The sequence below is a fragment of the Metapseudomonas resinovorans DSM 21078 genome (genome assembly GCF_000423545.1).
In the GTDB taxonomy this organism is placed as follows: domain Bacteria; phylum Pseudomonadota; class Gammaproteobacteria; order Pseudomonadales; family Pseudomonadaceae; genus Metapseudomonas; species Metapseudomonas resinovorans.
This window is the reverse complement of the sequence record NZ_AUIE01000021.1, coordinates 53996-80345: the sequence shown is the minus strand read 5'-3', so window position 1 is coordinate 80345 and position 26350 is coordinate 53996. Positions and strand designations below refer to the sequence as shown.

Sequence of the window (26350 nt, the reverse complement as noted above, 5' to 3'; positions counted from 1 at the left end):
CATTCGCCTTCTAGAGTGGCGGCCTGCCGAAAGCGGACCGCCGCATCGCATATGCACCGGAGCCTGTGAAAACGACAGTGGCTTCGAAGGTCACGCGGCGGCGCATCGCGTCTGCTCCTGCTCCGGGCATCTCACTCCCCTACAAGATCGCAATGGAGCATCGAGCATGAACAAGTCGTCCCTCGCCCTGGCCGTCGCCCTCGGCGTGCTGGCCCAGCAGGCCGCCGCTGGCGGTTTCATCGAAGACAGCAAGGCCAGCCTGGCCCTGCGCAACTTCTACATCAACTCGGACAACCGCCAGTTCGCCGACGCACCTTCCAAGCAGGAAGAGTGGGGCCAGGGCTTCTTGTTCAACTACGCCTCCGGCTACACCGAAGGCACCGTTGGCGTGGGCGTCGACGCGCTCGGCCTGTTGGGGGTGAAGCTGGATTCCGGCAAGGGCCGCCACTACAACCCGACCAGCGCCAGCTACGGCGGCACCGTGTTTCCCACCGACAATGACGGTCGCGCCGAGGACGACTTCGGCAGCCTCGGTGTGACCGGCAAGGTGCGTATCTCCAAGACCGAAGCGCGCATCGGCACGCTGCTGCCGAAGCTGCCGGTGGTGACCTACAACGACGGTCGCCTGCTGCCGCAGACCTTCGAGGGTGGCCAGGTGACCTCCAGCGAGATCGCCGGCCTGACCCTGGTCGGTGGCCAGCTGGAACACGCCAAGGGGCGTAACTCCAGCGACGCCCGCGGCCTGTCCATCGCCGGCGCGAACAACGCCCGTACCGGCCAGTTCGTCAACACGTTCTACTTCGCCGGTGGCGACTACAAGGTCAGCGACAACCTGCTCGCGCAGTACTACTACGGCAACCTGGAAGACTTCTATAACCAGCACTTTCTCGGCCTGACCCACAACTGGGCGCTGCCGGTGGGCGCGCTGAAGTCCGACCTGCGCTACTTCTACAGCGACTCCGACGGCAAGAACGCCAGCGTCGCCGGCCGCCGCGAAGGCTTCCGCAGCTCGGGCAACTGGGCGGCCAACGATCCGGACCGCTTTGAAGTCGACAACCGCACCTGGAGCGCCCTGTTCACCTACACCCTCGGTGGCCACGCGGCCAGCCTGGGCTACCAGCAGGTCTCCGGCGACAGCGCCTTCCCCTTCCTCAACCAGGGTGATGGCGCCACCGCCTACCTGATCACCGACCGCCAGATCGGCAAGTTCCTCAGCGCCGGCGAGCGCACCTGGGTGGCCGAGTACGGCTACGACTTCGCCAAGCTCGGCGTGCCGGGCCTGAAGGCGGTGGGCACCTACCTGAAGGGCAGCAACATCGAGACCCAGGGCAGCGACCAGGGCGAGTGGGAGCGCGATTTTCGCCTCGACTACGTGCTGCAGGGCGGTCCGCTGAAAGGCCTGGGCGTGTCCTGGCGCAACGCCGCGCTGCGCAGTGATGCCGCCCGTGACCAGGACGAGAACCGCCTGATCCTGAGCTATACCCTGACGTTGCTGTAAGGCCGGTGGTGGGCTGAAGCCCACCCTACGATCGCGAATGAATTCGCCCTCCTGGCACTGACAGCCCCCTCTCCCTCCGGGAGAGGGTTGGGGTGAGGGCGACGGCCCGCAGTGAGCACCATGAGACCGCCGGGAACCTCATTCCAGAGGCCTTCCCGGCTTCTTCACGTTTGTATTTTTATATCTCTAAATCGCATAAATAAATCGTTATTTATTCTTTTTAATTTGCAGTGCAGCTACGCATAGTGGGCCCCACGGAACGACACCCAGACACAGGAGCCGCACCATGAGTATCCGCCTCGGCGACATCGCCCCCGACTTTGAACAGGACTCCAGCGAAGGCCGCATCCGCTTCCATGAATGGCTGGACGGTAGTTGGGGCGTGCTGTTTTCGCACCCCGCTGACTTCACGCCGGTGTGCACCACCGAACTGGGATTCACCGCCAAGCTCAAGGATGAATTCACCGCCCGTGGCGTGAAGGCGATCGCCTTGTCGGTCGACCCGGTGGATTCCCATCACCGCTGGATCGATGACATCAACGACACCCAGGGCACCCTGGTGAATTTCCCGATCATCGCCGACGCCGACCGCCAGGTGTCCGACCTCTACGACCTGATCCACCCGAACGCCAACGACACCCTCACCGTGCGCTCGCTGTTCATCATCGACCCGAACAAGAAAGTGCGCCTGATCATCACCTACCCGGCCAGCACCGGGCGCAACTTCAACGAGATCCTGCGGGTAATCGACTCCCTGCAACTGACCGACAACCACAAGGTCGCCACCCCAGCCAATTGGCAGGACGGTGACGACGTGGTGATCGTGCCCTCGCTCAAGGATGAAGACGAAATCCGCCAGCGCTTCCCGCGCGGCTACAAGGCGGTCCGGCCCTACCTGCGCCTGACGCCGCAACCCAACCGCTGATCCATCCGGCGCCTCGCGCGCACTTAACCCGCGCCTTACTCACCCGCCAACGGGCCAGCAGGCAACGACATCACAAGCAAAGTCATGAGGAGAGCGCCATGCGCACCATCACTTTGCGTCGGAGCCTGGCTGCCCTGTTCGCGGCTGCCCTGGCTTTCGGCGCCATCACTCAAGCACAGGCCGAAACCCTGCGAATCGGCTACCAGAAATACGGCACCCTGGTGCTGCTAAAGGCCAAGGGCACGCTGGAGAAGCGTCTGGCCGAACAGGGCATCGACGTCAAATGGACCGAGTTCCCCGGCGGCCCGCAGCTGCTGGAGGGCCTCAACGTGGGCTCCATTGACTTCGGCGTGACCGGCGAAACCCCACCGGTATTCGCCCAGGCAGCAGGCGCCGACCTGCTCTACGTGGCCTATGAGCCGCCGGCCCCGCAGAGCGAAGCGATCCTGGTGCCCAAGGGGTCGTCCATCCAGTCGGTGAAGGCGCTGGCCGGCAAGAAGGTCGCCCTGAACAAGGGTTCCAACGTGCACTACCTGTTGGTGCGTGCGCTGGAGGAGGCCGGTCTGAAGTACAGCGATATCCAGCCCGTCTACCTGCCCCCGGCCGACGCCCGCGCCGCCTTCGAACGCGGCAGCGTGGACGCCTGGGTGATCTGGGACCCCTTCCAGGCCGCCGCCGAGAAGCAGCTCGAGGCGCGCACCCTGCGCAATGGCGAAGGGCTTGTGGATAACCACCAGTTCTACCTGGCCACTCGCACCTATGCCCAGAAGCACCCGCAGGTGATCAACACCCTGATCGAGGAAGTACGCGCCGTGGGCGAGGACTCCAAGGCCGATCCGGACAAGGTCACCGAACAGGTCGCGCCGCTGCTGGGCCTGCCAAAGGACATCACTTCCATCGCCGTGAAGCGCCAGGGCTACGGTGCCCAGCCGCTGAGCCCGGAGGTGGTCACTGCGCAGCAGAAGATCGCCGACACCTTCACCGCGCTGAAGCTGATTCCGAAAAAACTCAGCATCGCCGACGTGATCTGGACGCCGCCGGCCAAGGTCGCGCAGCAGTGACTTGAACCCCTCTCCCGGAGGGAGAGGGGGACACCTTTAAGGAGACCACTCCATGAGCTTGAACATCTTCTGGTTCCTGCCGACCCACGGCGACGGCCACTACCTCGGCACCTCCGAGGGCGCCCGCGCCGTCGACCACGGCTACCTGCAACAGATCGCCCAGGCAGCCGACCGTCTCGGCTTCGGCGGCGTGCTGATCCCCACCGGGCGTTCCTGCGAGGACTCCTGGCTGGTGGCGGCTTCGCTGATCCCGGTAACCCAACGCCTGAAATTCCTCGTGGCCCTGCGCCCCGGAATCATTTCGCCGACCGTGGCCGCGCGCCAGGCGGCGACCCTGGATCGCCTGTCCGGTGGCCGCGCCTTGTTCAACCTGGTCACCGGTGGCGACCCGGATGAACTGGCCGCCGATGGCCTGCACCTGAACCACGCCGAGCGTTACGAAGCCTCGGTGGAGTTCACCCGCATCTGGCGCCGCGTGCTGGAGGGCGAAACCGTCGATTACGACGGCAAGCACCTCCAGGTGAAGGGGGCCAAATTGTTCTACCCGCCACTGCAACAGCCGCGTCCGCCGCTGTACTTCGGAGGTTCCTCCGAGGCCGCCCAGGACCTCGCCGCCGAGCAGGTCGAGCTGTACCTGACCTGGGGCGAGCCGCCGGCAGCGGTGAAAGAGAAGATCGAACAGGTGCGCGCCAAGGCCGCCAAGCTGGGTCGCACGGTGCGTTTTGGCATCCGCCTGCACGTGATCGTGCGTGAAACCAACGAAGCTGCCTGGGCGGCTGCCGACCGCCTGATCGAGAACCTCGACGATGCCACCATCGCCAAGGCGCAGGCTGCCTTCGCCCGCTTCGACTCGGTAGGCCAACAGCGCATGGCTGCCCTGCACAACGGCCGGCGCGACAAGCTGGAAGTCAGCCCCAACCTCTGGGCCGGCGTCGGCCTGGTGCGCGGTGGTGCCGGTACGGCGCTGGTGGGCGATGGCCCGACCGTGGCCGCGCGGGTGAAGGAGTACGCCGACCTCGGCATCGACACCTTCATCTTCTCCGGCTATCCGCACCTGGAAGAGTCCTATCGCGTTGCGGAATTGCTGTTCCCCCATCTGGATGTCGCCCGTCCGCGCACCAACGACGGCCTGGGCTTCATCAGCCCCTTCGGCGAGATGGTGGCCAACGAGGCCCTGCCCGAAGCCAAGCTGGCATCGCAGAGCTGAGGGCGCGGGGATGAAATTCAATTCCATACTCCTGCGCCTGGCGCCCTGGGCCTTGCCCGTGGCGCTGCTGGCGATCTGGCAGGGTGCAGTGGCAACCGGCCTGCTCTCCACCCGCATCCTGCCAGCGCCAAGCGCGGTGCTGGCGGCGGGCTGGAGCCTGCTGTCCAGCGGCGAGATCTGGACCCATCTGGCCATCAGCGGCTGGCGTGCGGGTATCGGTTTCTCCATTGGCGGCGGCCTCGGCCTGTTGCTGGGCTTCATTACCGGCCTGTCGAAGTGGGGCGAGCGCCTACTGGACAGCTCGGTGCAGATGATCCGTAACGTGCCGCACCTGGCGCTGATTCCACTGGTGATCCTGTGGTTCGGCATCGATGAATCGGCGAAGATTTTCCTGGTTGCCCTCGGCACCCTGTTCCCCATTTACCTCAACACCTACCACGGCATCCGCAACGTAGACCCGGCGCTGGTGGAAATGGCGCGCAGTTACGGGTTGTCCGGCTTCGCACTGTTCAGCCAGGTGATCCTGCCCGGGGCGCTGCCCTCGATCCTGGTGGGCGTGCGTTTCGCCCTTGGCTTCATGTGGCTGACGCTGATCGTCGCCGAGACGATTTCCGCCAGCTCCGGCATCGGCTACCTGGCGATGAACGCCCGCGAGTTCCTGCAGACCGATGTGGTGGTTCTGGCGATCCTGCTCTACGCGGTGCTCGGCAAGCTGGCCGACGTCGCCGCTCGGGGCCTGGAGCGCGTCTGGTTGCGCTGGCACCCGGCTTACCAGGCCAAGGGAGGTGCCGCATGACCGCTGCCCAGGTTCCACAACGCCTCAAGCGCGGCATTCCGCTGGCGTTGCGCGGTATCGGCAAGGCCTTTGGCGAGCGTGAAGTGCTCAAGGGTATCGACCTGCTGATTCCTGCCGGCCAGTTCGTTGCCGTGGTCGGTCGCAGCGGGTGCGGCAAGAGCACCCTGCTGCGCCTGTTGGCCGGGTTGGACAAGCCCTCCCGTGGCGAGCTGCTGGCCGGCTCGGCGCCGTTGGAAGACGCCCGCGAGGACACTCGCCTGATGTTCCAGGATGCGCGCCTATTGCCCTGGAAACGGGTGATCGACAACGTCGGCCTGGGCCTTTCCGGCGACTGGCGTCCGCGCGCCCTCGAAGCCTTGGACGCAGTGGGGCTGGCCGACCGTGCGCATGAGTGGCCGGCGGCGCTCTCCGGTGGCCAGAAGCAGCGCGTGGCCCTGGCCCGCGCCCTGATCCACCAACCGCGCCTGCTGCTGCTGGACGAGCCCCTGGGTGCCCTAGATGCCCTGACCCGCATCGAGATGCAGCAGTTGATCGAGCGCCTCTGGCAGCAACACGGTTTCACTGTCCTGCTGGTGACCCACGACGTGAGTGAGGCGGTGGCCGTTGCCGACCGGGTGATCCTGATCGAGGACGGTGCAATCGGCCTGGATCTACCGGTTGAGCTGCAACGTCCGCGAGCCCGTGGCTCGGCCCGTCTCGCTGCGCTGGAAGCCGAAGTGCTGGACCGGGTGCTGGCGCTACCGCCGGCCCCGCCGGAACCCGAACCCATATCCCCCCTGCCCACGCAATTGCGTTGGGCACTTTGACCCAAACCCCAATACCCCGAGCAAAGGAATAACCGCCATGACCATCAAAGCCATCAACGTCCGCAACCAGTTCAAGGGCACTATCAAGGAAATCATCGAAGGCCCGGTGCTCTCGGAGATCGACGTGCAGACCGCCGCCGGCATCGTGACTTCCGTCATCACCACCCGCTCCGTGCGCGAGCTGGAACTGGGCATCGGCTCCGAGGTGATTGCCTTCGTGAAATCCACCGAGGTGTCGATTGCGAAGCTGTGATGCAGGCTGTGCTTCCGTAGGATGGGTAGAGCGGAGCGAAACCCATGCTGGCGTGCCCAGCATTCGATGGGTTTCGCAGGCTCTACCCATCCTACGGATACAAAAAACGAACCCCCGCATCTGCGGGGGTTCGTTCATTCCAGCTTGGCTCAGCGCTTTTGCGGCGCCGGTTGCTGTTGGGTGATGCAGTGGATGTTGCCGCCGCCGAGGAGGATCTCGCGGCCGGGCACCATCACCACTTCGTGCTGCGGGAAGACGCGCTTCAAGATGGCTTCGGCCGTGGCGTCTTTCGCGTCGTCGAACTTGGGCGCGACGATGCCGCCGTTGACGATCAGGAAGTTCACGTAGGAGCCAGCCAGGCGGATCGACGGATCGCGTTCCTGGGTGCCTTCCACCAGGTCCACACCGGCGCATTCTTCCTCGGTGGCGTAGATCGGGCCGGGGATCGGCATCTTGTGCACTACCAGCTGGCGGCCCTTGGCGTCGCGGGCGTGCTCCAGAACCTTCATGGCCGCCTGGCAGCGCGGGAAGTTCGGGTCGTGCGGGTCATCGGTCCAGGCCAGCAGGACTTCGCCCGGGCGCACGTAGCAGCAGAAGTTATCCACATGGCCGTCGGTCTCGTCGTTGTACAGGCCGTCCGGCAGCCAGATCACAGTCTCGATCGACAGTTGCTCGCGCAGCACGGCTTCGATCAGGTCGCGGGTCAGGTGCGGGTTGCGGTTCTTGTTCAGCAGGCACTCTTCGGTGGTGATCAGGGTGCCTTCGCCATCCACGTGGATGGAGCCGCCTTCCAGCACGAAGCCATCGGTGCGGTAACGCTTGCAGCCTTCGATTTCGAGGACCTTGCGGGCCACCTGGTCATCGCGGTTCCAGGGGAAGTAGAGGCCGCCGTCGAAGCCGCCCCAGGCGTTGAAGGTCCAGTCCACGCCGCGCACGTCGCCGTTGTCGTTGACCACGAAGGTCGGGCCGGTATCGCGGACCCAGGCGTCGTCTGTGCTGATTTCCACCACGCGGATGTTCGGTTCGTCGAGGCGTGCGCGGGCATTCTCGTACTGGGTGGCGGAGACGCAGACGGTCACCGGCTCGAAGCGGGCGATGGCCTTGGCCACGGCGGTGAAGGCCGCTTGCGCGGGCTTTCCGCCGAGGCGCCAGTTGTCGGGGCGTTCCGGCCAGACCATCCAGGTGCGGGTATGGGGTTCCCATTCGGCCGGCATGCGGAAGCCGTCATCGCGGGGGAGGCTGCTCAGTGTGTTCATCAACAATTCACCGTCTGAAATGGAGCAGGGGCCAACCCGCTGGCGAACAGTGCATCGCCATCGGGCTGGCCCCTGGATTCGGGCATTACGACTCGAGGGAGCCGTCCAGGGTCTTGATCGGGGAGTATAGGTTCGGGCGGCGGTCGCGGAACACACCCCAGGCGCTGCGCACATGCTCCAGTTTGTCGAGGTCGAAGCTGTGCACCAGGATGCCTTCTTCGGTCTCGTTGAGTTCCTCGACCTTGGCGCCGAACTGGTCGGCGATGAAGGAGGAGCCATAGAAGGTGATGTCGTAGCCGTCCTGCTCTTCCTTGCCGATGCGGTTGGACGCCACCAGCGGCATCAGGTTGGCGCCGGCATGGCCTTGTTGCACGCGCTGCCAGTGATCACGCGAGGTGATGTTCGCATCATGCGGCTCGCTGCCGATGGCGGTCGGGTAGAAGAGGATCTCGGCACCCAGCAGGGCCATGCTGCGGGCCGCTTCCGGGAACCACTGGTCCCAGCAGATGCCCACGCCGATCTTGGCGTAGCGGGTGTTCCAGACTTTGAAACCGGTGTCGCCCGGGTTGAAGTAGTACTTCTCGTGGTAGCCGGGGCCGTCCGGGATGTGGCTCTTGCGGTAGACGCCGAGGTTGCTGCCGTCGGCATCGATGATGGCGATGCTGTTGAAGCGTGCACGGCCAGCCTGCTCGAAGTAGCTGATGGGCAGCACGACCTGCAGTTCCTTGGCGACATTCTGGAAATGCGCGATGGCTTCGTTGGTCTCGGTCGGGGTGGCCAGTTGCAGATAGTCCGGGTTCGGCTTCTGGCAGAAGTAGGGGGTCTCGAAGAGCTCCTGGATCAGGATGATCTGGGCGCCTTTGGCGGCAGCCGCGCGGACCAGTTTCTCGGCGTTAGCGATATTCGCGGCGCGATTCCAGGAGCAGGCCATCTGGGTGGCGGCGACGGTAACGATGCGGGACATGGAACACCTCGTCAGTACGAATCAGGGCCGGTTGCCGGATATCTATCGGCAATCGGTGGTTTTTCCGTGCTGGCGGAGTGTGCCGCCGTGCGGATGGCGACTTTATATCCGATAAAAATCCGCTTTCAAAGCTAGATTTATCTATCAAAGGCTGATTCTTGATTTATTTGCGGATAAATATCGGTTTTGCGTGAATTCAGTCGTCCCGCGGAAGGGCGCGCTTGGGCAGGTAGGGCGGCAAGTAGAGACCGAGGTAGGCGTCGAATACGCGCATGCCTTCTTCAGCCAGGCGCGGGGTGATTGCGCCGTGCAGCTGCACCGAGCGGGCGTAGACGCGGTCGCCCAGTTCCATGGCCAGGGCGAAGACGTCGACGTCATCCGGCAGCACCGGCAACTCGAAGTGGCGCGCGAAGAGGGCGTGCATCAGTCGGCCCAGTTCGATGTCGTGCTGGCGGTCGGCCTGGGTGACTTCGGTGAGGCCGTGCTGGGCGAGGATCAGCTGACGCGCAGCGGCGTCGGCGGCGTAGATCGACAGCATGCGCTCTTCCACCAGCCGCGAGAGGTCGTGCCAGTGGCGCAGGCCGTCGTGCTCGATGGGTTGCTGCAGGCAGGCGCGAAAGGCGGCGTGGATGTCGGCAGTCAGCGCTTCGAGGATCGCCGGCACGCTGGCGAAGAAGTGGTAGACGGAGGAGGGCGGCATCTCTGCGCGCTCGGCAACGCTGTAGATCGACAGGTTGGCCACGCCCTGTTCGGCCAGCAGGGCGCGGGCGGCGTCGAGAATCCCGGCGATGCGCAGCTGACTGCTGGCGCGCGGTTTGCGGGCGGTGGCGGGACGCGGCATGGGAGGCTCCTTTCCGAAGAGGCGCTATTGGACGCCAGGCGGTGGTTCAGGAGCAAGAGAGCGGATGCATGGCCCCCTCTCCCGCGTGCGGCAGAGGGCCGCGGGAGAGAGGATTTTCTGGCCGGACTGCGTCCTGCTTGGCGAATAAATTCGCCCCTATAGGCCTTCGCGAAACGCCGTCCAGACTTCGTCGCGGGTGGCGCTGAGCTTCTCCGGCACTGGCTCGACCGGGAACAGGCGACGCTTGGTGTCCTTGTCCGGGTACAGGCCGGGCTGGTTGCGCAGGGAATCATCCAGGTACTGGCGGGCGTCAGCGTTACCGCTCGGGTAGAGGGTGGCGCTGGTGACCTTTGCCGCCACCTGCGGACGCAGCATGAAGTCGATGAACCGGTGTGCGAGGTCGGCGCGGTTGGCGCTGGTGGGGATCGCCAGATTGTCGATGAAGACCACCGAGCCTTCGTCCGGGACCATGAAGGTCACCGGCTGGCCGGCCGCGGCGGCGTTCAGGGCGTCGCCGACCCAGGCCATGGCGACGCAGAGGTTGCCGGCATTGAGATCAGCAATGTAGCGCTCGCTGTCGATGTAGCGCAGGTTCGGGCGCAGGCCATTGAGTGCCTCGGCGCTGCGCTTGAGCCGGCTTGGCGCGCTGCGGGCGAAGTTACGGCCCTGGTAGTTGAACAGCACGGCGAGGGTTTCGTCGGGGGCGTCCAGCAGGCTGATGCCGCACTGGCCAAGGCGCGCACTCTGTTCGGCATCGAACAGCAGGCTCCAGCTCTGGGGCAGCGGGCCGCCAAAGGCCTTCTCCGCCAGGGGCGTGTTCACGGCCAGGCCAACGGCACCCCAGAGGTAGGGCACGGCATGCTGGTTGTTCGGGTCCATGGCGGCCAGCTTGCTCAGCAGTTGCTTGTCCAGGTGCTGGCGGTTGGGCAGTCGGGAGAAGTCCAGGGGTTGCAGGCGGCCTTCCTTGATCAGTCGCGGCAGGTCGTTGTGCGAGGGGACTGCCACGTCGATCGGTTCGCCGCTGGCCAGCGCGTTGTCCAGCTCTTCGGCGCTGCTGAAGGTGTGGTACTCGACCTTGATGCCGGTTTCTTTCTGGAACTCTTCCAGCACCTCCGGGGCAATGTAGTCGTTCCAGTTGTAGACACGGATCAGGTCTTCGGCCTGGGCCAGTGCGGGGAGCAATGCGAGCAACAGCGGGGCGAGCAAGCGGGGCATGACGTCCTCCCTGATAAAGCATGCAGGTTTTGTTTGTTGTTGTTTCTTGCGGGTGCTGCAAGACGCAGGCGGCCGGAAGGGTCCGTTGCGCCGGATGTTGCAAAGGGTCCAGATACGACAACGCCGGCCCTGGGGCCGGCGTTGTGGACTCGCTTACACGGTATGCAGGTACCAGTTGTACTCGAGGTCGGAGATGGAGTGCTCGAACTCCTCCAGCTCGCTTTCCTTACAGGCGACGAAGATGTCGATGTAGTCCGGGCTGATGTACTTGGCCAGGACTTCGCTGTCGTCCAGCTCGCGCAAGGCATCGCGCAGGTTGTTTGGCAGGCTTTGCTCCAGCTGTTCGTAGGAGTTGCCTTCGATGGGCGCCCCCGGCTCGACCTTGTTGGTCAGGCCGTGGTGAATGCCCGCGAGGATGGCCGACATCATCAGGTAAGGGTTGGCGTCGGCACCGGCCACGCGGTGTTCGATGCGCACGGCATCTGCGCTACCGGTGGGCACGCGAACAGCTACGGTACGGTTGTCCAAACCCCAGCTCGGCGCGTTCGGCACGTAGAACTGCGCGCCGAAACGGCGGTAGGAGTTCACGTTCGGGCAGAGGAAGCCCATGGATGCAGGCATGGTCTCGAGCACACCGCCGACCGCATGACGCAAAGCGGCGTTCTGCTCGGGATCATCGGCGGTGAAGATGTTCTTGCCGGTCTTCTTGTCGATCAGCGAGATATGCACGTGCAGGCCGTTGCCCGCCTGGCCCGGGTAGGGCTTGGCCATGAAGGTGGTATCCATTTCATGGTCGTAGGCGATGTTCTTGATCAGACGCTTGAGCAGTACGGCGTAGTCGCAGGCCTTCAGGGCGTCTTCAACGTGATGCAGGTTGACTTCGAACTGGGCCGGGGCGCTTTCCTTGACGATCGCGTCGGCCGGGATGCCCTGGACCTTGGCGCCTTCGAGGATGTCCTGCAGGCAGTCGGCGTATTCGTCGAGGTCGTCGATCAGGTACACCTGGGTGGACTGCGGACGCTTGCCGGAGATGGGAGAACGCGGCGGCTGCGGACGGCCGTTGATGTTCTCCTGGTCGATCAGGTAGAACTCCAGTTCGAACGCGGCGCAGATGGTCAGGCCGAGCTCATCGAATTTCTCCACCACACGACGCAAGACCTCGCGAGGGTCGGCAAAGAAGGGTTCGCCTTCGCCTTCGACCTCATGCATGGTCATAAGCAGCTGCGCGGTCGGGCGCTTCTGCCAGGGTTCGTCGCTGAGGGTGTCGGGGATGGGATAGCAGATGCGGTCTGCGTCGCCGATGTCCAGGCCGAGGCCGGTGCTTTCGACGGTGGATCCGTTGATATCGAGAGCGAAGATGGAAGCGGGGAGGTTGATGCCTTTCTCGTAGACTTTGGTCAGGCTGGCGCGTTCGATTCGCTTGCCTCGTACCACTCCATTCATATCTGCAATCAACAGGTCGACGAACTGGACCTCAGGATGCTCCTTAAGGAACTCGTTCGCTTCTTGAAGCTGAACGGCACGCGGGGGTACCGACATGATGCAACACCTTTATTGTTAAAAATATCAATCACGCTCTATCTAAGGTGTGAGTCAATCCGAATCACCCCTCGATGTCAAGCGAGCCCTATTTTGCCCCAAAAACGGGCTCGATGGCCAGTTTTGGGGCGTTCTGGGGCATCCGAACCTCTCTCAGAGCCCTGCCGGCTGCGGTGCTCAGCGGGGCGTGTTCAATTTTTTACAGCCCTATTGTGTAAAAAAATGAACAACGCTAAGCTCGGTCGCAACCCATAACAGACAAATAAAACGGGTGTCTCATGTCTCGCCTGCCGTTGATCGGCGTCTCCGCTTGCACCAGAGAGATCGGTCCTCAGACTTATCATATAGCGGGTGACAAGTATGTTCGTGCGGTGGCGGTCGGAGCTGGTGGTGTTCCGCTAGTGATCCCGGCCCTGGCTGAACTGATGGACCAGGCGAGCCTGCTGGCCAGCCTGGACGGTCTTCTCTTTACCGGCTCTCCTTCTAATGTAGAGCCCCATCATTATAGCGGCCCCGCTTCCGAGCCCGGCACCCGTCATGATCCCGCCCGGGATCGCACTACTCTGCCTCTGGTCCGTGCGGCCATCGCCGCCGGTATTCCCGTTCTGGGCATTTGCCGTGGTTTCCAGGAAATGAACGTGGCCTTTGGCGGCACCCTGCACCAGCGCGTGCATGAAGTAGAAGGATTCATGGACCACCGCGAGCCGGCCGACGAGCCGCTCGAGGTGCAATACGCTCCCCGTCACCTGCTGCGGGTGCAGCCCGGTGGCGTGCTCGACGGCATCGGCTTGCCGTCCGAGATTCAAGTCAACTCCATTCATGGCCAGGGCGTTGAACGTCTGGCGCCGGGCCTGCATGTAGAGGCTCTGGCGCCCGATGGGTTGGTCGAGGCCTTTTCGGTCGAAGGCGCCAAGAGCTTTGCCCTTGGGGTGCAGTGGCATCCCGAGTGGCAAGTGCGGACCAACCCGAACTATCTCGCCATCTTCCAGGCCTTTGGTGAGGCTTGCAGGGAGAAGGCGGGGCAACGCTGAGCGGGAGAACTCTTCAGGAAACCGGCGATTTGCCGTGTCGCGCAGTTCGGACTGTACTGATCGCGGCCGGTGTCTCGATGAGCGTGAACGGCACGAACCTGTAGATGCCTCCTAGCGAAGCTCTCAACCCTGAGGTCTTTATGACTACCAAGCTCGACCAGCTGACTAGCTGGCTGAAAGAACGCAAAATCACCGAAGTTGAATGCATGATCAGCGATCTTACCGGCATTGCTCGCGGTAAGATCTCGCCGACCAACAAGTTCCTGGACGAGAAGGGCATGCGTCTCCCCGAGAGCGTACTGCTGCAGACCGTGACCGGCGACTATGTTGAGGACGACATCTATTACGAGCTGCTCGACCCGGCGGACATCGATATGTTCTGCCGCCCGGACGAGAACGCCGTATACCTGGTGCCCTGGGCCATCGAGCCCACCGCAATGGTGATCCACGACACCTTCGACAAGCAGGGCAACCCCATCGAGCTGTCCCCGCGCAACCTGCTCAAGCGCGTGCTCAAGCTCTATGCCGACAAGGGCTGGAAGCCCATCGTCGCGCCGGAGATGGAGTTCTACCTGACCAAGCGTTGCGACGACCCGGACTTCCCGCTGCAGGCCCCCCTGGGTCGCTCGGGCCGCCCGGAAACCGGTCGCCAGTCTTTCTCCATCGATGCGGCGAACGAGTTCGACCCGCTGTTCGAGGATATGTACGACTGGTGCGAGACGCAGGACCTGGACCTCGACACCTTGATCCACGAGGAAGGTCCGGCGCAGATGGAGATCAACTTCCGCCACGGCGACGCCCTGGACCTGGCTGACCAGATCCTGGTGTTCAAGCGCACCATGCGCGAGGCCGCGCTCAAGCACAACGTGGCGGCGACCTTCATGGCCAAGCCGATCACCGATGAGCCGGGCAGCGCCATGCACCTGCACCAGAGCGTGATCGACATCAAGACCGGGAAGAACATCTTCTCCAACGATGACGGTTCCATGAGCGAGCTGTTCCTGAACCACATCGGCGGCCTGCAAAAGTACATCCCCGAAGTGCTGCCGCTGTTCGCGCCGAACGTGAACTCCTTCCGCCGTTTCCTGCCGGACACCTCCGCGCCGGTGAACGTGGAATGGGGCGAGGAGAACCGCACGGTGGGCCTGCGTGTACCGGATGCCGGTCCGCAGAACCGCCGCGTGGAGAACCGCCTGGCCGGGGCCGACGCCAACCCCTACCTGGCCATCGCCGCCAGCTTGCTGTGCGGTTACATCGGCATGGTAGAGGGTGTGAACCCCAGCGCTCCGGTCAAGGGTCGCGGCTATGAACGCCGCAACCTGCGCCTGCCGCTGACCCTCGAGGCAGCGCTGGAGCGCATGGAGTCCTGCCGGGATATCGAGAAATACCTGGGCGGCAAGTTCGTGACGGCCTATGTGGCGGTCAAGCGTGCCGAGCATGAAAACTTCAAGCGGGTGATCAGCTCCTGGGAACGCGAGTTCCTGCTGCTCTCCGTCTGATCCGGAACGGAGGCCGGCCGCCTCGGCCGGCCCTCCTGATACGTGTTTACTGAGGTAGAGAAATGAATAGCCAAGTGACCAACCCCAAGACCCTTGAATGGCAAGCGCTCGGTCGTGACCACCACCTGCCGCCGTTCACCGACTACAAGGCGCTGAACGCCAAGGGTGCGAGGATCATCACCAAGGCCGAAGGTGTGTACATCTGGGACAGCGAAGGCAACAAGATCCTCGATGGCATGGCCGGTCTCTGGTGTGTGAACGTCGGCTACGGCCGCGAGGAGCTGGTTCAGGCGGCGACCCGGCAGATGCGAGAGCTGCCTTTCTACAACCTGTTCTTCCAGACCGCGCACCCGCCGGCGGTGGAACTCTCCAAGGCGATTGCCGAGATCGCGCCGGAAGGCATGAACCATGTGTTCTTCACCGGCTCGGGTTCGGAAGCCAACGACACCGTGCTGCGCATGGTCCGCCACTACTGGGCGACCAAGGGGCAGCCGCAGAAGAAAGTCATCATCGGTCGCTGGAACGGCTACCACGGCTCCACCGTCGCCGGTGTCAGCCTGGGCGGGATGAAGGCCCTGCACGGTCAGGGTGACCTGCCGATTCCCGGCATCGAGCACATCGACCAGCCTTACTGGTACGGCGAGGGCGGTGACATGGCGCCCGCCGAGTTCGGTGTCTGGGCCGCCGAGCAGCTGGAGAAGAAGATTCTCGAAGTTGGCGAGGATAAGGTTGCGGCCTTCATCGCCGAGCCGATCCAGGGCGCGGGCGGCGTGATCGTCCCGCCGGAAACCTACTGGCCGAAGATCCGCGAGATCCTCGCCAAGTACGACATCCTTTTTGTCGCCGACGAAGTGATTTGCGGCTTCGGCCGTACCGGCGAATGGTTTGGCAGCCAGTACTACGGTAACGCCCCGGACCTGATGCCGATCGCCAAGGGCCTGACCTCGGGCTACATCCCCATGGGGGGTGTGATCGTGCGTGATGAGATCGTTGAAGTGCTCAACGAAGGCGGCGAGTTCTACCACGGCTTCACCTACTCGGGTCACCCGGTGGCGGCAGCGGTGGCGCTGGAGAACATCCGCATCCTGCGCGAAGAAAAGATTGTCGAGAGGGTCAAGGCCGAGACGGCACCGTATTTGCAGCAACGCTGGCAAGAGCTGGCTGACCACCCGTTGGTTGGCGAAGCGCGCGGTGTCGGCATGGTGGCGGCCCTGGAACTGGTCAAGAACAAGCAGACCCGTGAGCGTTTCGCTGGTGGTGTGGGGATGCTGTGCCGCGAGCACTGCTTCCGTAACGGCCTGATCATGCGTGCGGTGGGCGACACAATGATTATTTCGCCGCCGCTGGTGATCAGCAAAGACGAAGTCGACGAACTGGTGACCAAGGCACGCAAGTGCCTGGACCTCACCGCGGCTGAAGTCAAAGGTTAAGAAAAGTGGGCTTGGTGGTGGCATTTCGCGATGCCGCCTGTTGTAAGCAAGCCCTCTACCTTGCCAGACTTCGCTGGTGCGTTGGCCAGGCTCACCGAGTGGTGGCGTATTCGGTACGACGCCACTCGGACACTTCAACAAAAATGGAGCTACCCGCATGATCAAAACCTTCGGCAAGACCCTGCTCGCCATCACCCTGGCGGGTGCCGTGGCCGGTATGGCCCAGGCTGACGACAAGGTGCTGCACGTCTACAACTGGTCGGACTACATTGCAGCCGATACCGTCGAGAAGTTCACCAAGGAAACCGGTATCAAGGTCGTCTACGACGTCTTCGATTCCAACGAAACCCTCGAAGCCAAGCTCCTGGCCGGCAAGTCCGGTTACGACATCGTGGTGCCGTCCAACAACTTCCTGGCCAAGCAGATCAAGGCCAAGGTCTATCAGCCGCTGGACAAGTCCAAGCTGCCGAACTGGAAGAATCTGGACCCCAACCTGCTGAAGACCGTCGAAGTCTCCGACCCGGGCAACCAGTACGCCTTCCCCTACATGTGGGGCTCCATCGGCATCGGTTACAACCCGGACAAGGTCAAGGCCGCTCTGGGCGACAACGCCCCGGTCAATTCCTGGGACCTGCTGTTCAAGCCGGAAAACATCGAGAAGCTGAAGTCTTGCGGCGTGTCCTTCCTCGACTCGCCGACCGAGATCCTGCCGATCGCCCTGCACTACCTCGGCTACAGCCCGGTCAGCCAGGACGCCAAGGAGCTGAAGGAAGCCGAAGCGCTGTTCCTGAAGATCCGTCCGTACGTGACCTACTTCCACTCCTCCAAGTACATCTCCGACCTGGCCAACGGCAACCTCTGCGTGGCGGTTGGTTACTCGGGTGACGTGTACCAGGCCAAGTCCCGCGCCGAAGAGGCCAAGGCTGGTGTGACCGTGGCCTATAACATTCCGAAAGAGGGCGCAGGTACCTTCTTCGACATGGTCGCCATCCCAGCTGACGCTGCGAATCCGGAAGCCGCCCACGCGTTCATGAACTTCCTGATGAAGCCGGAAATCATGGCCGAGATCACCAACGAGGTGCAGTTCCCCAACGGCAACGCCGCTGCTACCCCGCTGGTCGACGAGGCGATTCGCCAGGACCCGGGCATTTACCCGAGTGCGGAAACCATGGCCAAGCTCTATGCCTTCCCGGACCTGCCGGCCAAGGTGCAGCGCGCCATGACCCGCGCCTGGACCACCATCAAGTCGGGCAAGTAAGTACGGCTGCCGTGCCCGGCGGGGGAGCCCCGCCGGTGCGCGGACCGCAAGTTCACTGGCTTGGGTTGCGGGACGAACCTGGGCTTCTTCCGGCACCGGCCGGACACAAAAAGAGGACGAACCTGTGCAATCTCCCATCCGCAAGATGATGATCACTGCCGCCGCTACCTTGACCCTGGCGTCACAGGCCCAGGCGGACCAGACGGTGCATATCTACAACTGGTCGGACTACATCGGCGAGACCACCTTGGCGGATTTCCAGAAGGAAACCGGCATCAAGCCGGTGTATGACGTATTCGATTCCAACGAGACCCTGGAAGGTAAGTTGCTGGCGGGCCGCACCGGCTACGACGTCGTCGTGCCGTCCAACCACTTCCTCGGCAAACAGATCAAGGCGGGCGCGTTCCAGAAACTCGACCGCAGCCAACTGCCCAACTGGCAGAACCTGGACCCCAACCTGCTCAAGCAGCTCGAGCGTAACGACGCGGGTAACCAGTACGCTGTTCCCTATCTCTGGGGCACCAACGGCATCGGCTACAACGTCGAGAAGGTCAAGGCTGTGCTCGGCGTCGACCACATCGATTCCTGGGCGGCGATCTTCGAACCCGAGAACATGAAGAAGCTCAGCCAGTGCGGCGTGGCCTTCCTCGACTCGGCGGACGAAATGATCCCAGCCGTACTCAACTACATGGGCCTGGACCCCAACAGCACCAACCCGGACGACTACAAGAAGGCCGAGGAGAAGCTGATGGCGGTACGCCCCTACGTCACCTATTTCCACTCTTCCAAGTACATCGGCGATCTGGCCAACGGCGACATCTGCGTCGCTGCCGGTTTCTCCGGTGACATCTTCCAGGCCTCCGCTCGCGCCGAAGAAGCCGGCAAGGGTATCGAGATTGCCTACGCGATCCCGAAAGAAGGCGGCAACCTCTGGTTCGACATGCTGGCCGTCCCGGCCGATGCCGCGAACGCCAAGGAAGCCCACGCCTTCATCAACTATCTGCTCAAGCCCGAGGTGATCGCCAAGGTCAGCGACTACGTTGGCTACGCGAACCCCAACCTCAAGGCTGGAGAGTTCATGGATCAGGAAGTACGCACCGACGAGTCCGTCTACCCGCCACAAGCGGTGCTGGACAAGCTCTACGTTTCGGCGGAACTGCCGCCGAAAGTCCAGCGGCTGATGACCCGCAGCTGGACCAAGGTCAAGTCGGGCAAGTGATACACGGCCGGCGGTGCCCGTAGTGTGGCGGGCCCGTCGGGTCAACCCTGGCTGCGCCAGGCAGGAAGCCTGGTTCACGCCCATGCTGTATAAGCGCGCCCGGCCGCGGTGGTCGGGCAGCAATTTCTGGGAGTGTGGTAATGGCAATAGCCTCCGGTGCCTACAAGAAAGCCCTCGAGGGCAACCAGCAGCCTAAAGAGGTGCTGGTAAAGATCGACCGGGTAACCAAGAAGTTCGACGAGACGGTGGCCGTGGACAGTGTGTCCCTGGACATCAAGAAGGGTGAGATCTTCGCCCTGCTCGGCGGTTCCGGTTCGGGTAAATCAACTCTGTTGCGTATGCTCGCAGGCTTCGAGCGACCCACCGAAGGGCGCATCATGCTCGACGGCGTGGACATCACCGACATGCCACCCTATGAGCGCCCGATCAACATGATGTTCCAGTCCTATGCGCTCTTTCCGCATATGACTGTTGCGCAGAACATCGCCTTCGGACTTAAACAGGACAAGCTCTCGAGCTCCGAGATCGACGAGCGCGTCAACGAGATGCTCAAACTCGTGCAGATGACCCAGTACGCCAAGCGCAAACCGCACCAGCTGTCCGGCGGCCAGCGTCAGCGTGTGGCGCTGGCCCGTTCGCTGGCCAAGCGTCCGAAGCTGCTGCTGCTCGACGAACCCATGGGCGCCCTGGACAAGAAGCTGCGTTCGCAGATGCAGCTGGAGCTGGTGGAGATCATCGAGCGCGTGGGCGTGACCTGTGTGATGGTGACCCACGACCAGGAAGAGGCCATGACCATGGCCCAGCGCATCGCCATCATGCACCTGGGTTGCATCGAGCAGATCGGCAGCCCTGTGGATATCTATGAGACGCCCATCAGTCGCCTGGTGTGCGAGTTCATCGGCAACGTCAACCTCTTCGATGGCGAAGTGGTGGAAGACGCCGAGGCCCATGCGCTGATCGCCTGCCCGCAACTGGAGCGCCCGATCTTCGTCGGCCATGGTGTAACCACCTCGGTGCAGGACAAGCGCATCACCTACGCGCTGCGCCCGGAAAAGCTGCTGGTGACCACCGAGCAGCCGACCTGCGAATACAACTGGTCGCGCGGCCGGGTCCATGACATTGCCTACCTGGGCGGTCACTCGGTGTTCTACGTCAAGCTGCCGAACGGCACGGTCGTCCAGTCCTTCGTGGCCAACGCCGAGCGCCGCGGCGCCCGCCCGACCTGGGATGACGAAGTGTTCGTCTGGTGGGAAGACGATAGCGGAGTGGTGCTGCGGTCATGAAAACCCCCAAACTGAAAAACCTGCTGCCGACCGGTCGACACCTCGTCATCGGGCTACCGTTCTTCTGGCTGTTCCTGTTCTTCCTGCTGCCCTTCGCCATCGTGCTGAAGATCAGTTTCGCCGAAGCCGATGTAGCGATCCCGCCGTACACGGAGATCTACACCTGGGCGGAAAACCAGATCCAGCTCATCCTCAATCTGGGCAACTACCTGATGCTCCAGGAGGACGAGCTGTATCTGGCGGCCTATATGGGCTCGCTGAAGATTGCCTTCTTCAGCACCCTGATCTGCCTGCTGATCGGCTACCCGATGGCCTATGCCATCGCCCGGGCCAGCAAGGAAGCCCAGACCGTGCTGCTGCTGCTGATCATGATGCCGACCTGGACTGCGATCCTGATCCGCGTCTATGCCTGGATGGGCATCCTCAGCAACAACGGCCTGCTCAATGCCTTCCTGATGGGCATTGGTCTGATCGACGAACCGCTGCAGATCCTCAACACCAACCTGGCGGTGTACATCGGCATCGTCTATTCGTACCTGCCGTTCATGATCCTGCCGCTCTACGCCAACCTGGTGAAGCATGATCAAAGCCTGTTGGAGGCTGCCTCGGACCTGGGTTCGAGCAACTTCAACAACTTCTGGAAGATCACCGTGCCGCTGTCGAAGAACGGCATCATTGCCGGCTCGATGCTGGTGTTCATCCCGGTGGTGGGCGAGTTCGTGATCCCGGAACTGCTCGGCGGCCCCGAGACCCTGATGATCGGCAAGGTGCTGTGGCAGGAGTTCTTCAACAACCGCGACTGGCCGGTGGCATCCGCCCTGGCAGTGGTGATGCTGGCGATCCTGCTGATACCTATCATTCTCTTCAACCGTAACCAGGCGAAAGAGCTGGAGGGCAAGGTATGAAGCGCTTCAGTTTCTCCACGCTGATGCTGTGGGCAGGTTTGCTGTTCATCTACCTGCCGATGGTCATCCTGGTCATCTACTCCTTCAACGCTTCCAAGCTGGTGACGGTCTGGGGCGGCTGGTCGGTGAAGTGGTACGTGGGCCTCCTGGACAATACCCAACTGATGAACTCGGTGGGTCGTTCCCTGGAGATCGCCCTCTACACCGCAGTCGCCGCTGTGGCCCTGGGGACCCTGGCTGCCTTCGTGCTGACCCGCATCCCGCGTTTCCGTGGCCGCACCCTGTTCGGCGGCATGGTCACTGCGCCGCTGGTCATGCCTGAAGTGATCACCGGTCTGTCGCTGCTGCTGCTCTTCGTGGCCATGGCGCAGCTGATCGGTTGGCCCCAGGAGCGCGGCATCGTCACCATCTGGATCGCTCACACCACCTTCTGCTCGGCCTATGTGGCCATTGTGGTGTCGGCGCGTCTGCGCGAGCTGGACCTGTCCATCGAGGAAGCCGCCATGGACCTGGGCGCGCGGCCGTGGAAGGTGTTCATCCTGATCACCATCCCGATGATCGCACCCTCCCTGGCGGCGGGCGGCATGATGTCCTTCGCCCTGTCGCTGGACGACCTGGTGCTGGCGAGCTTCGTGTCCGGCCCCGGTTCCACCACCCTGCCGATGGAGGTCTTCTCCGCTGTGCGTCTGGGCGTGAAGCCGGAGATCAACGCGGTGGCCAGCCTGATCCTGCTGACCGTCTCGCTGTTCACCTTCTTCGCCTGGTTCTTCACCCGTCAGGCCGAGGAGCGTCGCAAGCGCGCGATCCAGCAGGCGATGGAAACCATGGCCGAGGAAGCTTCGTCCTCCAGCTGGAAACCGGCGTCTACCCAGACCGCCTGATCCAGCGCCGCAAAACACAAAGGCCACCTTCGGGTGGCCTTTGTTTTTCCGGGAATCAAGGCGCCATTTCTTGTCAGCGAATGCCTTCGCGATTGAAATGAGGCCCGCAGGGTTCCGGGGCTAGTCCTGCAATTCCACCCTCACATCCCCCAGCTTGGCACCGTAGGGACCGTAGCTGCGTTCCATCAGCTCGCGACTGCCGTCGGCGCGGACGATCAGCGCCGAGCTGGCGCGGGTGCCGTAGGTGCGGGTGGCGATGAACACGCTGGAAAGCATGCGCTCGGTGTTCAGGCCCACGCCGGTGTCCGGCAGGATGTGATCCGGCGCTACTTCCGGGTCGTGCAGCAGGTTCAGCAGGGCATCGGTGGACGGCGGCGCCAGGCATTCGGCGATGGCCGCCTTGCCGCGCTCGACCTTCGGCCAAGGGGTGTCCAGGTCTGCGTTGGAAACACCATAGACACCGGCCTTGAGGTTGATCGGTCCACCACTGCGTGGGTTGAGGAACCAGAGTTCGCGGTCGTCCCCGATCACCAGGTTGAAGCCCGCGTAGTCGTTGGCGCGGCGCCAGGCGTCTTCGAGGAACTCTCCCGGCCCCATGCTGCCGCGCAGGTACTGCACGCAGAGCTCGCCACGGGTTCGGCCAACCGGGGGCGTGCGCGCGTCGCGGATGTTGGTGAGTGCGGCGAAGCGACCTTTGGGCCCGGCGCCAAGCCAGGTGCCTCCGGCTTCCAGGTCGCGGCCGGCAATCACGCCGGGCGCGTCTTCCCATCTCGCCATGGGAAGGGTGGGACGTGCGTAGAATTCATCGCGGTTTGCCGCGAGCACCAGCGGGACTTCGTGTCCGGGGCGCCATGCGAATACGATCAGGCACATGGAGTCTTCTCCTTGTTGTGAGCCGGAGTGTAGCAGCCGGTATGAAAGCTACATCGGCTGAACGCGCTTTTCCATGGGTGTTATCGGCAGCATTCGGCAGGTATCCATCGCCCCAGGTGGAGCGTGAAACAGCCTTCCGTTAACATGCCGCTTTGTTTTCGGGGGTGTCCATGGAATTCCTGCTCTACCTGGTGCTTGGCGCCTGTGCCGGGGTGCTGGCCGGGCTGTTCGGCGTCGGTGGCGGCATGATCATCGTGCCGGTGCTGGTATTCAGTTTCACCGCTCACGGCTTCGACCCGGGCATCCTCACTCACCTGGCCGTGGGCACTTCCCTGGCCACCATCATCTTCACTTCGGTCAACTCGGTGCGCGAGCATCACCGCAAGGGTGCGGTGCGTTGGCCGGTCTTCGCCTGGATGGCGGTCGGCATCCTGCTCGGCGCCGGTCTGGGTTCCCTGACAGCAGCTGGCATCCAGGGGCCGATGTTGCAGAAGATCATCGGTATCTTCGCCATACTTGTAGCGATGCAGATGGGCCTTGACCTGAAACCCAAGGCCAGCCGAGATGTCCCAGGCAAGCCTGGGCTGACCCTGGCAGGCCTGGTGATCGGATGGGCGTCGGCCATCTTCGGCATAGGTGGAGGGTCGCTGACCGTTCCCTTCCTGACCTGGCGCAGCGTACCCATCCAGCAGGCGGTGGCCACCTCCGCGGCCTGCGGTTTGCCGATCGCTGCGGCGAGCGCGCTGTCATTCATGGCGCTGGGTTGGAACAACGCCAATCTGCCGCCTTACAGCCTGGGTTTCGTCTACCTTCCGGCGCTGGTGGGCATTGCCGTCACCAGCATGTTTTTCGCCCGTTTCGGCGCGCGTCTGGCCCATCGGCTGTCGCCGCGCCTGCTGAAGCGCCTGTTCGCCCTGCTGCTGCTGGCAGTGGGCCTGAACTTCCTGATCTAAGGAGCTGTGATGCTGGCTTATCCCCAGATCGACCCGGTGGCCCTGGCTATCGGTCCACTGAAAATCCACTGGTATGGCCTGATGTACCTCATCGGCATCGGTGGCGCCTGGTGGCTGGCTTCGCGCCGGCTGAAGGCCTTCGACCCCGCCTGGACCAAGGAGAAGCTCTCCGACCTGGTGTTCTGGGTCGCCCTGGGTGTGATTGCCGGTGGGCGCCTCGGCTATGTGCTGTTCTACGACCTGTCGGCCTACATCGCCAACCCGCTGCTGATCTTCGAAGTCTGGAAGGGCGGCATGTCGTTCCACGGTGGTCTGATCGGTGTGATGCTGGCGACCCTCTGGTTCGGCAAGCGCAACAACAAGAGCTTCTTCCAGCTGATGGACTTCATCGCGCCGCTGGTGCCCATCGGCCTGGGTGCCGGCCGCATAGGCAACTTCATCAACGCCGAGCTGTGGGGCAAGGCCACCGACCTGCCCTGGGCGATGATCTTCCCTACCGATCCGGCGCAGTTGCCGCGCCATCCGTCGCAGCTCTACCAGTTCGCCCTGGAAGGCGTGGCGCTGTTCGCCATCCTCTGGTTCTACTCGCGCAAACCCCGGCCGACCATGGCGGTTTCCGGCATGTTCGCGCTGTTCTACGGCATTTTCCGTTTCACGGTGGAGTTTGTTCGCGTACCTGATGCCCAGCTCGGTTACCTGGCCTTTGGCTGGCTGACCATGGGCCAGATCCTCTGCCTGCCCATGATCCTCGGTGGCATTGCCATGATCGTCTGGGCCCACCGCCGCCAGGCTGCCCAAGGAGTCGTCTGATGAAACAGTACCTTGACCTGATGCGCCGCGTGCGCGAGACCGGCACCTTCAAGAGCGACCGCACCGGCACGGGCACCTACAGCGTGTTCGGCCACCAGATGCGCTTCGATCTGGCCGATGGTTTCCCTATGGTGACCACCAAGAAGTGCCACCTCAAATCCATCATCCATGAGCTGCTGTGGTTCCTTCAGGGCGACACCAACATCAAGTACCTGAAGGACAACGGCGTCTCCATCTGGGATGAATGGGCCGACGAAGAGGGCAACCTGGGGCCGGTCTATGGCTACCAGTGGCGCTCCTGGCCGGCGCCCAACGGGGAGTCCATCGATCAGATCGCCAAGGTCGTGGAAATGATCAAGAAAAGCCCGGACTCGCGCCGGCTGATCGTTTCTGCCTGGAACCCGGCACTGGTGGACGAGATGGCCCTGCCGCCCTGCCACGCGCTGTTCCAGTTCTACGTGGCCAACGGCAAGTTGAGCTGCCAGCTCTACCAGCGCTCCGCGGATATTTTCCTCGGGGTGCCGTTCAACATCGCCAGCTACGCGCTGCTGACCCTGATGGTGGCCCAGGTGTGCGACCTGGAGCCCGGCGAGTTCATCTGGACCGGTGGCGACTGCCACCTGTACGCCAACCACATCGAGCAGACCGACCTGCAGCTCACCCGCGAGCCGCTGCCGCTGCCGACGATGAAGCTCAACCCGGCCGTGAAAGACCTTTTTGCCTTCACGTTCGAGGATTTCGAGTTGGTGGGCTACCAGTCGCACCCGCACATCAAGGCCCCGGTCGCCGTCTGATCCGCCGTGCCGGGTGCTCCTTGCCCCGGCATCTCCAGTCAGGAGTCTCCATGAAAGCCCCCTTTGCGGCACTGCTCGCCGGCCTTGTCGGTGTATGGTCGAGCGTTTCCGCCTGGGCCGAGCCTGCCCAGGGCAGCTTCGTGGCCCGCCAGCATTGCGAAGCCTTCCAGTCCATCCGCAAGCAGACCAACCCGGACGACCTCAAGGTGCAGCCGGGCCAGCGTTACGAGGTGGTGGAGGTGAACAAGCGCGAGTACGACTGGCTACGTATCCGCGTTCCGGGCAGTGACACGCCATTGCGCTGGGTGTCTGCCGACTGCGGCTCGGCCGAGGGGCTTGCGTTCAATACGGGCAAGTCTGCCGCCTCCGGAGAGAGCGCTGGCGCCTGCAACGTGCCGGACCAGCACGACAGCTACGTGTTGGCCGCCACCTGGCAGCCGGGCTTTTGTGAACATGCCCGCTACAAGGGCAAGAAGCCTGAGTGCGAAGGCCTGGATTCCGGTGAGCTGCAAATCTCCCACCTGACCCTGCATGGCCTCTGGCCCAATCGCCAGTCTTGCGGTAAGGACTACGGCCACTGCGCCGGGCCAGAGATGAAGCTCAGCGGCGACACACTGGCCTACGTCCGCCCCTGGATGCCGAACTTCCGCTACGGCACCAGCTTCGGCCGTTACCAGTGGGACAAGCACGGCATCTGCCAGACCCAGATGGACGACGACGCCTACTTCCGCCGCGCGGTGGACCTGGTGCGGCAGCTCGACCAATCGGCGGCGGGCCAGTACATCGTCACCAACATCGGTGGTGCCATTTCGAAGCGCGCCTTCTACGAGCGCGTGGAAAAGGACTTCGGCAGCCGCGATGCACAGAACAACTTCCTGCTTATCTGCAGCGGCAAGTACCTGCAGGAAGTTCGCGTCTCGCTGCCTCGTGAGCTGAAGCCGGCTGACAGTCTGGTCGGGGTGGTCGATGGCCAGTTCGCCGAGCGTCGCGCGCGTGACCGCAGCGAGTGCAGTGCCGACCGCATCCTTATCGAGGCCGGCGGCCGCTGACCGC

25 protein-coding genes are annotated in these 26350 nt (G+C 63.2%); 19 read left to right on the top strand and 6 right to left on the bottom strand.

What is annotated here, in order from left to right:
* Positions 1 to 166 precede the first annotated feature (166 nt).
* The 7 genes from G559_RS0115455 to G559_RS0115425 all read left to right on the top strand — a co-directional run bounded on the left by G559_RS0115455 (position 167) and on the right by G559_RS0115425 (position 6546).
* Positions 167 to 1498 (top strand): OprD family porin, encoded by a 1332-nt coding sequence (locus G559_RS0115455; protein ID WP_028629100.1) that lies wholly within the window; start codon positions 167 to 169, stop codon positions 1496 to 1498.
* A gap of 286 nt (positions 1499 to 1784) precedes the next feature.
* Positions 1785 to 2423, top strand: a complete 639-nt coding sequence (locus G559_RS0115450; RefSeq protein ID WP_028629099.1) for a peroxiredoxin — start codon at positions 1785 to 1787, stop codon at positions 2421 to 2423.
* Between the two features lie 98 nt (positions 2424 to 2521).
* On the top strand, positions 2522 to 3484 hold the full coding sequence (locus G559_RS0115445; RefSeq protein ID WP_028629098.1) for a sulfonate ABC transporter substrate-binding protein: 963 nt from the start codon (positions 2522 to 2524) through the stop codon (positions 3482 to 3484).
* Positions 3485 to 3536: 52 nt separating this feature from the next.
* On the top strand, positions 3537 to 4691 hold the full coding sequence (gene ssuD / locus G559_RS0115440) for an FMNH2-dependent alkanesulfonate monooxygenase (RefSeq protein ID WP_028629097.1): 1155 nt from the start codon (positions 3537 to 3539) through the stop codon (positions 4689 to 4691).
* A 10-nt stretch (positions 4692 to 4701) separates the two neighbouring features.
* Positions 4702 to 5487: an aliphatic sulfonate ABC transporter permease SsuC gene (gene ssuC, locus G559_RS0115435; RefSeq protein WP_028629096.1), complete on the top strand. Its 786-nt coding sequence runs from the start codon at positions 4702 to 4704 to the stop codon at positions 5485 to 5487.
* On the top strand, positions 5484 to 6293 hold the full coding sequence (ssuB, locus tag G559_RS0115430; RefSeq protein WP_028629095.1) for an aliphatic sulfonates ABC transporter ATP-binding protein: 810 nt from the start codon (positions 5484 to 5486) through the stop codon (positions 6291 to 6293). Before ssuC ends, ssuB begins: the two co-directional genes overlap by 4 nt.
* Before the next feature lie 37 nt (positions 6294 to 6330).
* Positions 6331 to 6546, top strand: coding sequence for a TOBE domain-containing protein (locus G559_RS0115425; RefSeq protein ID WP_003455791.1), 216 nt, complete (start codon positions 6331 to 6333; stop codon positions 6544 to 6546).
* A 149-nt stretch (positions 6547 to 6695) separates the two neighbouring features.
* Here G559_RS0115425 and aguA read toward each other — a convergent pair whose 3' ends face one another.
* The 5 genes from aguA to G559_RS0115400 form a co-directional block, all read right to left on the bottom strand.
* On the bottom strand, positions 6696 to 7802 hold the full coding sequence (gene aguA, locus G559_RS0115420; RefSeq protein ID WP_028629094.1) for an agmatine deiminase: 1107 nt from the start codon (positions 7800 to 7802) through the stop codon (positions 6696 to 6698).
* Positions 7803 to 7887: 85 nt separating this feature from the next.
* Positions 7888 to 8766: an N-carbamoylputrescine amidase gene (aguB, locus tag G559_RS0115415; protein WP_028629093.1), complete on the bottom strand. Its 879-nt coding sequence runs from the start codon at positions 8764 to 8766 to the stop codon at positions 7888 to 7890.
* Between the two features lie 196 nt (positions 8767 to 8962).
* A complete protein-coding gene (locus tag G559_RS0115410; protein ID WP_028629092.1) occupies positions 8963 to 9607 on the bottom strand; it encodes a TetR/AcrR family transcriptional regulator in 645 nt (214 codons plus the stop codon).
* A gap of 156 nt (positions 9608 to 9763) precedes the next feature.
* On the bottom strand, positions 9764 to 10822 hold the full coding sequence (locus G559_RS0115405) for a polyamine ABC transporter substrate-binding protein (protein ID WP_028629091.1): 1059 nt from the start codon (positions 10820 to 10822) through the stop codon (positions 9764 to 9766).
* Between the two features lie 153 nt (positions 10823 to 10975).
* Positions 10976 to 12361, bottom strand: a complete 1386-nt coding sequence (locus G559_RS0115400; RefSeq protein ID WP_028629090.1) for a glutamine synthetase family protein — start codon at positions 12359 to 12361, stop codon at positions 10976 to 10978.
* Positions 12362 to 12639: 278 nt separating this feature from the next.
* Here G559_RS0115400 and G559_RS0115395 point away from each other — a divergent pair, with 278 nt between their 5' ends.
* The 8 genes from G559_RS0115395 to G559_RS0115360 all read left to right on the top strand — a co-directional run bounded on the left by G559_RS0115395 (position 12640) and on the right by G559_RS0115360 (position 21867).
* On the top strand, positions 12640 to 13392 hold the full coding sequence (locus tag G559_RS0115395) for a gamma-glutamyl-gamma-aminobutyrate hydrolase family protein (protein ID WP_028629089.1): 753 nt from the start codon (positions 12640 to 12642) through the stop codon (positions 13390 to 13392).
* Between the two features lie 140 nt (positions 13393 to 13532).
* The gene (locus G559_RS0115390) at positions 13533 to 14891 is read left to right on the top strand and encodes a glutamine synthetase family protein (RefSeq protein WP_028629088.1); all 1359 of its coding nucleotides are present in this window, start codon (positions 13533 to 13535) and stop codon (positions 14889 to 14891) included.
* A 62-nt stretch (positions 14892 to 14953) separates the two neighbouring features.
* The gene (locus G559_RS0115385; protein WP_028629087.1) at positions 14954 to 16321 is read left to right on the top strand and encodes an aspartate aminotransferase family protein; all 1368 of its coding nucleotides are present in this window, start codon (positions 14954 to 14956) and stop codon (positions 16319 to 16321) included.
* A 157-nt stretch (positions 16322 to 16478) separates the two neighbouring features.
* On the top strand, positions 16479 to 17579 hold the full coding sequence (locus G559_RS0115380) for a polyamine ABC transporter substrate-binding protein (RefSeq protein WP_028629086.1): 1101 nt from the start codon (positions 16479 to 16481) through the stop codon (positions 17577 to 17579).
* A 145-nt stretch (positions 17580 to 17724) separates the two neighbouring features.
* Positions 17725 to 18798: a polyamine ABC transporter substrate-binding protein gene (locus tag G559_RS0115375; RefSeq protein ID WP_036997468.1), complete on the top strand. Its 1074-nt coding sequence runs from the start codon at positions 17725 to 17727 to the stop codon at positions 18796 to 18798.
* 140 nt (positions 18799 to 18938) lie between these two features.
* Complete coding sequence (locus G559_RS0115370; protein WP_028629084.1) at positions 18939 to 20081, top strand: ABC transporter ATP-binding protein; 1143 nt, start codon at positions 18939 to 18941, stop codon at positions 20079 to 20081.
* Positions 20078 to 20986, top strand: a complete 909-nt coding sequence (locus G559_RS0115365; protein WP_028629083.1) for an ABC transporter permease subunit — start codon at positions 20078 to 20080, stop codon at positions 20984 to 20986. The genes G559_RS0115370 and G559_RS0115365 overlap by 4 nt, the downstream gene beginning before the upstream one ends.
* Positions 20983 to 21867 carry an ABC transporter permease subunit gene (locus G559_RS0115360; protein WP_028629082.1) on the top strand — a complete coding sequence of 295 codons (885 nt, stop codon included), beginning with the start codon at positions 20983 to 20985 and terminating at the stop codon, positions 21865 to 21867. Before G559_RS0115365 ends, G559_RS0115360 begins: the two co-directional genes overlap by 4 nt.
* Before the next feature lie 120 nt (positions 21868 to 21987).
* On the opposite strand, the gene G559_RS0115355 is transcribed toward G559_RS0115360, so the two are convergent.
* Complete coding sequence (locus tag G559_RS0115355; RefSeq protein WP_028629081.1) at positions 21988 to 22740, bottom strand: NRDE family protein; 753 nt, start codon at positions 22738 to 22740, stop codon at positions 21988 to 21990.
* Between the two features lie 170 nt (positions 22741 to 22910).
* On the opposite strand from G559_RS0115355, the gene G559_RS0115350 reads away from it, so the two are divergent.
* Genes G559_RS0115350 through G559_RS0115335 form a run of 4 tightly spaced genes read left to right on the top strand, consistent with a single transcriptional unit; the run spans position 22911 to position 26346 of the window.
* On the top strand, positions 22911 to 23693 hold the full coding sequence (locus G559_RS0115350; protein WP_028629080.1) for a sulfite exporter TauE/SafE family protein: 783 nt from the start codon (positions 22911 to 22913) through the stop codon (positions 23691 to 23693).
* A 9-nt stretch (positions 23694 to 23702) separates the two neighbouring features.
* Positions 23703 to 24503, top strand: coding sequence for a prolipoprotein diacylglyceryl transferase (gene lgt, locus G559_RS0115345; RefSeq protein WP_028629079.1), 801 nt, complete (start codon positions 23703 to 23705; stop codon positions 24501 to 24503).
* Positions 24503 to 25297, top strand: coding sequence for a thymidylate synthase (locus G559_RS0115340; protein WP_028629078.1), 795 nt, complete (start codon positions 24503 to 24505; stop codon positions 25295 to 25297). Before lgt ends, G559_RS0115340 begins: the two co-directional genes overlap by 1 nt.
* Positions 25298 to 25347: 50 nt before the next feature.
* Positions 25348 to 26346: a ribonuclease T2 family protein gene (locus tag G559_RS0115335; RefSeq protein WP_028629077.1), complete on the top strand. Its 999-nt coding sequence runs from the start codon at positions 25348 to 25350 to the stop codon at positions 26344 to 26346.
* Positions 26347 to 26350 lie beyond the last annotated feature (4 nt).

What these genes read in the sequence shown, in the direction of transcription:
- G559_RS0115455 (WP_028629100.1), top strand. Translation starts at nt 167, where the DNA reads ATGAACAAGTCGTCCCTCGCCCTGGCCGTCGCCCTCGGCGTGCTGGCC.
- G559_RS0115450 (WP_028629099.1), top strand. Translation starts at nt 1,785, where the DNA reads ATGAGTATCCGCCTCGGCGACATCGCCCCCGACTTTGAACAGGACTCC.
- G559_RS0115445 (WP_028629098.1), top strand. Translation starts at nt 2,522, where the DNA reads ATGCGCACCATCACTTTGCGTCGGAGCCTGGCTGCCCTGTTCGCGGCT.
- ssuD (WP_028629097.1), top strand. Translation starts at nt 3,537, where the DNA reads ATGAGCTTGAACATCTTCTGGTTCCTGCCGACCCACGGCGACGGCCAC.
- ssuC (WP_028629096.1), top strand. Translation starts at nt 4,702, where the DNA reads ATGAAATTCAATTCCATACTCCTGCGCCTGGCGCCCTGGGCCTTGCCC.
- ssuB (WP_028629095.1), top strand. Translation starts at nt 5,484, where the DNA reads ATGACCGCTGCCCAGGTTCCACAACGCCTCAAGCGCGGCATTCCGCTG.
- G559_RS0115425 (WP_003455791.1), top strand. Translation starts at nt 6,331, where the DNA reads ATGACCATCAAAGCCATCAACGTCCGCAACCAGTTCAAGGGCACTATC.
- aguA (WP_028629094.1), bottom strand. Translation starts at nt 7,802, where the DNA reads ATGAACACACTGAGCAGCCTCCCCCGCGATGACGGCTTCCGCATGCCG.
- aguB (WP_028629093.1), bottom strand. Translation starts at nt 8,766, where the DNA reads ATGTCCCGCATCGTTACCGTCGCCGCCACCCAGATGGCCTGCTCCTGG.
- G559_RS0115410 (WP_028629092.1), bottom strand. Translation starts at nt 9,607, where the DNA reads ATGCCGCGTCCCGCCACCGCCCGCAAACCGCGCGCCAGCAGTCAGCTG.
- G559_RS0115405 (WP_028629091.1), bottom strand. Translation starts at nt 10,822, where the DNA reads ATGCCCCGCTTGCTCGCCCCGCTGTTGCTCGCATTGCTCCCCGCACTG.
- G559_RS0115400 (WP_028629090.1), bottom strand. Translation starts at nt 12,361, where the DNA reads ATGTCGGTACCCCCGCGTGCCGTTCAGCTTCAAGAAGCGAACGAGTTC.
- G559_RS0115395 (WP_028629089.1), top strand. Translation starts at nt 12,640, where the DNA reads ATGTCTCGCCTGCCGTTGATCGGCGTCTCCGCTTGCACCAGAGAGATC.
- G559_RS0115390 (WP_028629088.1), top strand. Translation starts at nt 13,533, where the DNA reads ATGACTACCAAGCTCGACCAGCTGACTAGCTGGCTGAAAGAACGCAAA.
- G559_RS0115385 (WP_028629087.1), top strand. Translation starts at nt 14,954, where the DNA reads ATGAATAGCCAAGTGACCAACCCCAAGACCCTTGAATGGCAAGCGCTC.
- G559_RS0115380 (WP_028629086.1), top strand. Translation starts at nt 16,479, where the DNA reads ATGATCAAAACCTTCGGCAAGACCCTGCTCGCCATCACCCTGGCGGGT.
- G559_RS0115375 (WP_036997468.1), top strand. Translation starts at nt 17,725, where the DNA reads ATGATGATCACTGCCGCCGCTACCTTGACCCTGGCGTCACAGGCCCAG.
- G559_RS0115370 (WP_028629084.1), top strand. Translation starts at nt 18,939, where the DNA reads ATGGCAATAGCCTCCGGTGCCTACAAGAAAGCCCTCGAGGGCAACCAG.
- G559_RS0115365 (WP_028629083.1), top strand. Translation starts at nt 20,078, where the DNA reads ATGAAAACCCCCAAACTGAAAAACCTGCTGCCGACCGGTCGACACCTC.
- G559_RS0115360 (WP_028629082.1), top strand. Translation starts at nt 20,983, where the DNA reads ATGAAGCGCTTCAGTTTCTCCACGCTGATGCTGTGGGCAGGTTTGCTG.
- G559_RS0115355 (WP_028629081.1), bottom strand. Translation starts at nt 22,740, where the DNA reads ATGTGCCTGATCGTATTCGCATGGCGCCCCGGACACGAAGTCCCGCTG.
- G559_RS0115350 (WP_028629080.1), top strand. Translation starts at nt 22,911, where the DNA reads ATGGAATTCCTGCTCTACCTGGTGCTTGGCGCCTGTGCCGGGGTGCTG.
- lgt (WP_028629079.1), top strand. Translation starts at nt 23,703, where the DNA reads ATGCTGGCTTATCCCCAGATCGACCCGGTGGCCCTGGCTATCGGTCCA.
- G559_RS0115340 (WP_028629078.1), top strand. Translation starts at nt 24,503, where the DNA reads ATGAAACAGTACCTTGACCTGATGCGCCGCGTGCGCGAGACCGGCACC.
- G559_RS0115335 (WP_028629077.1), top strand. Translation starts at nt 25,348, where the DNA reads ATGAAAGCCCCCTTTGCGGCACTGCTCGCCGGCCTTGTCGGTGTATGG.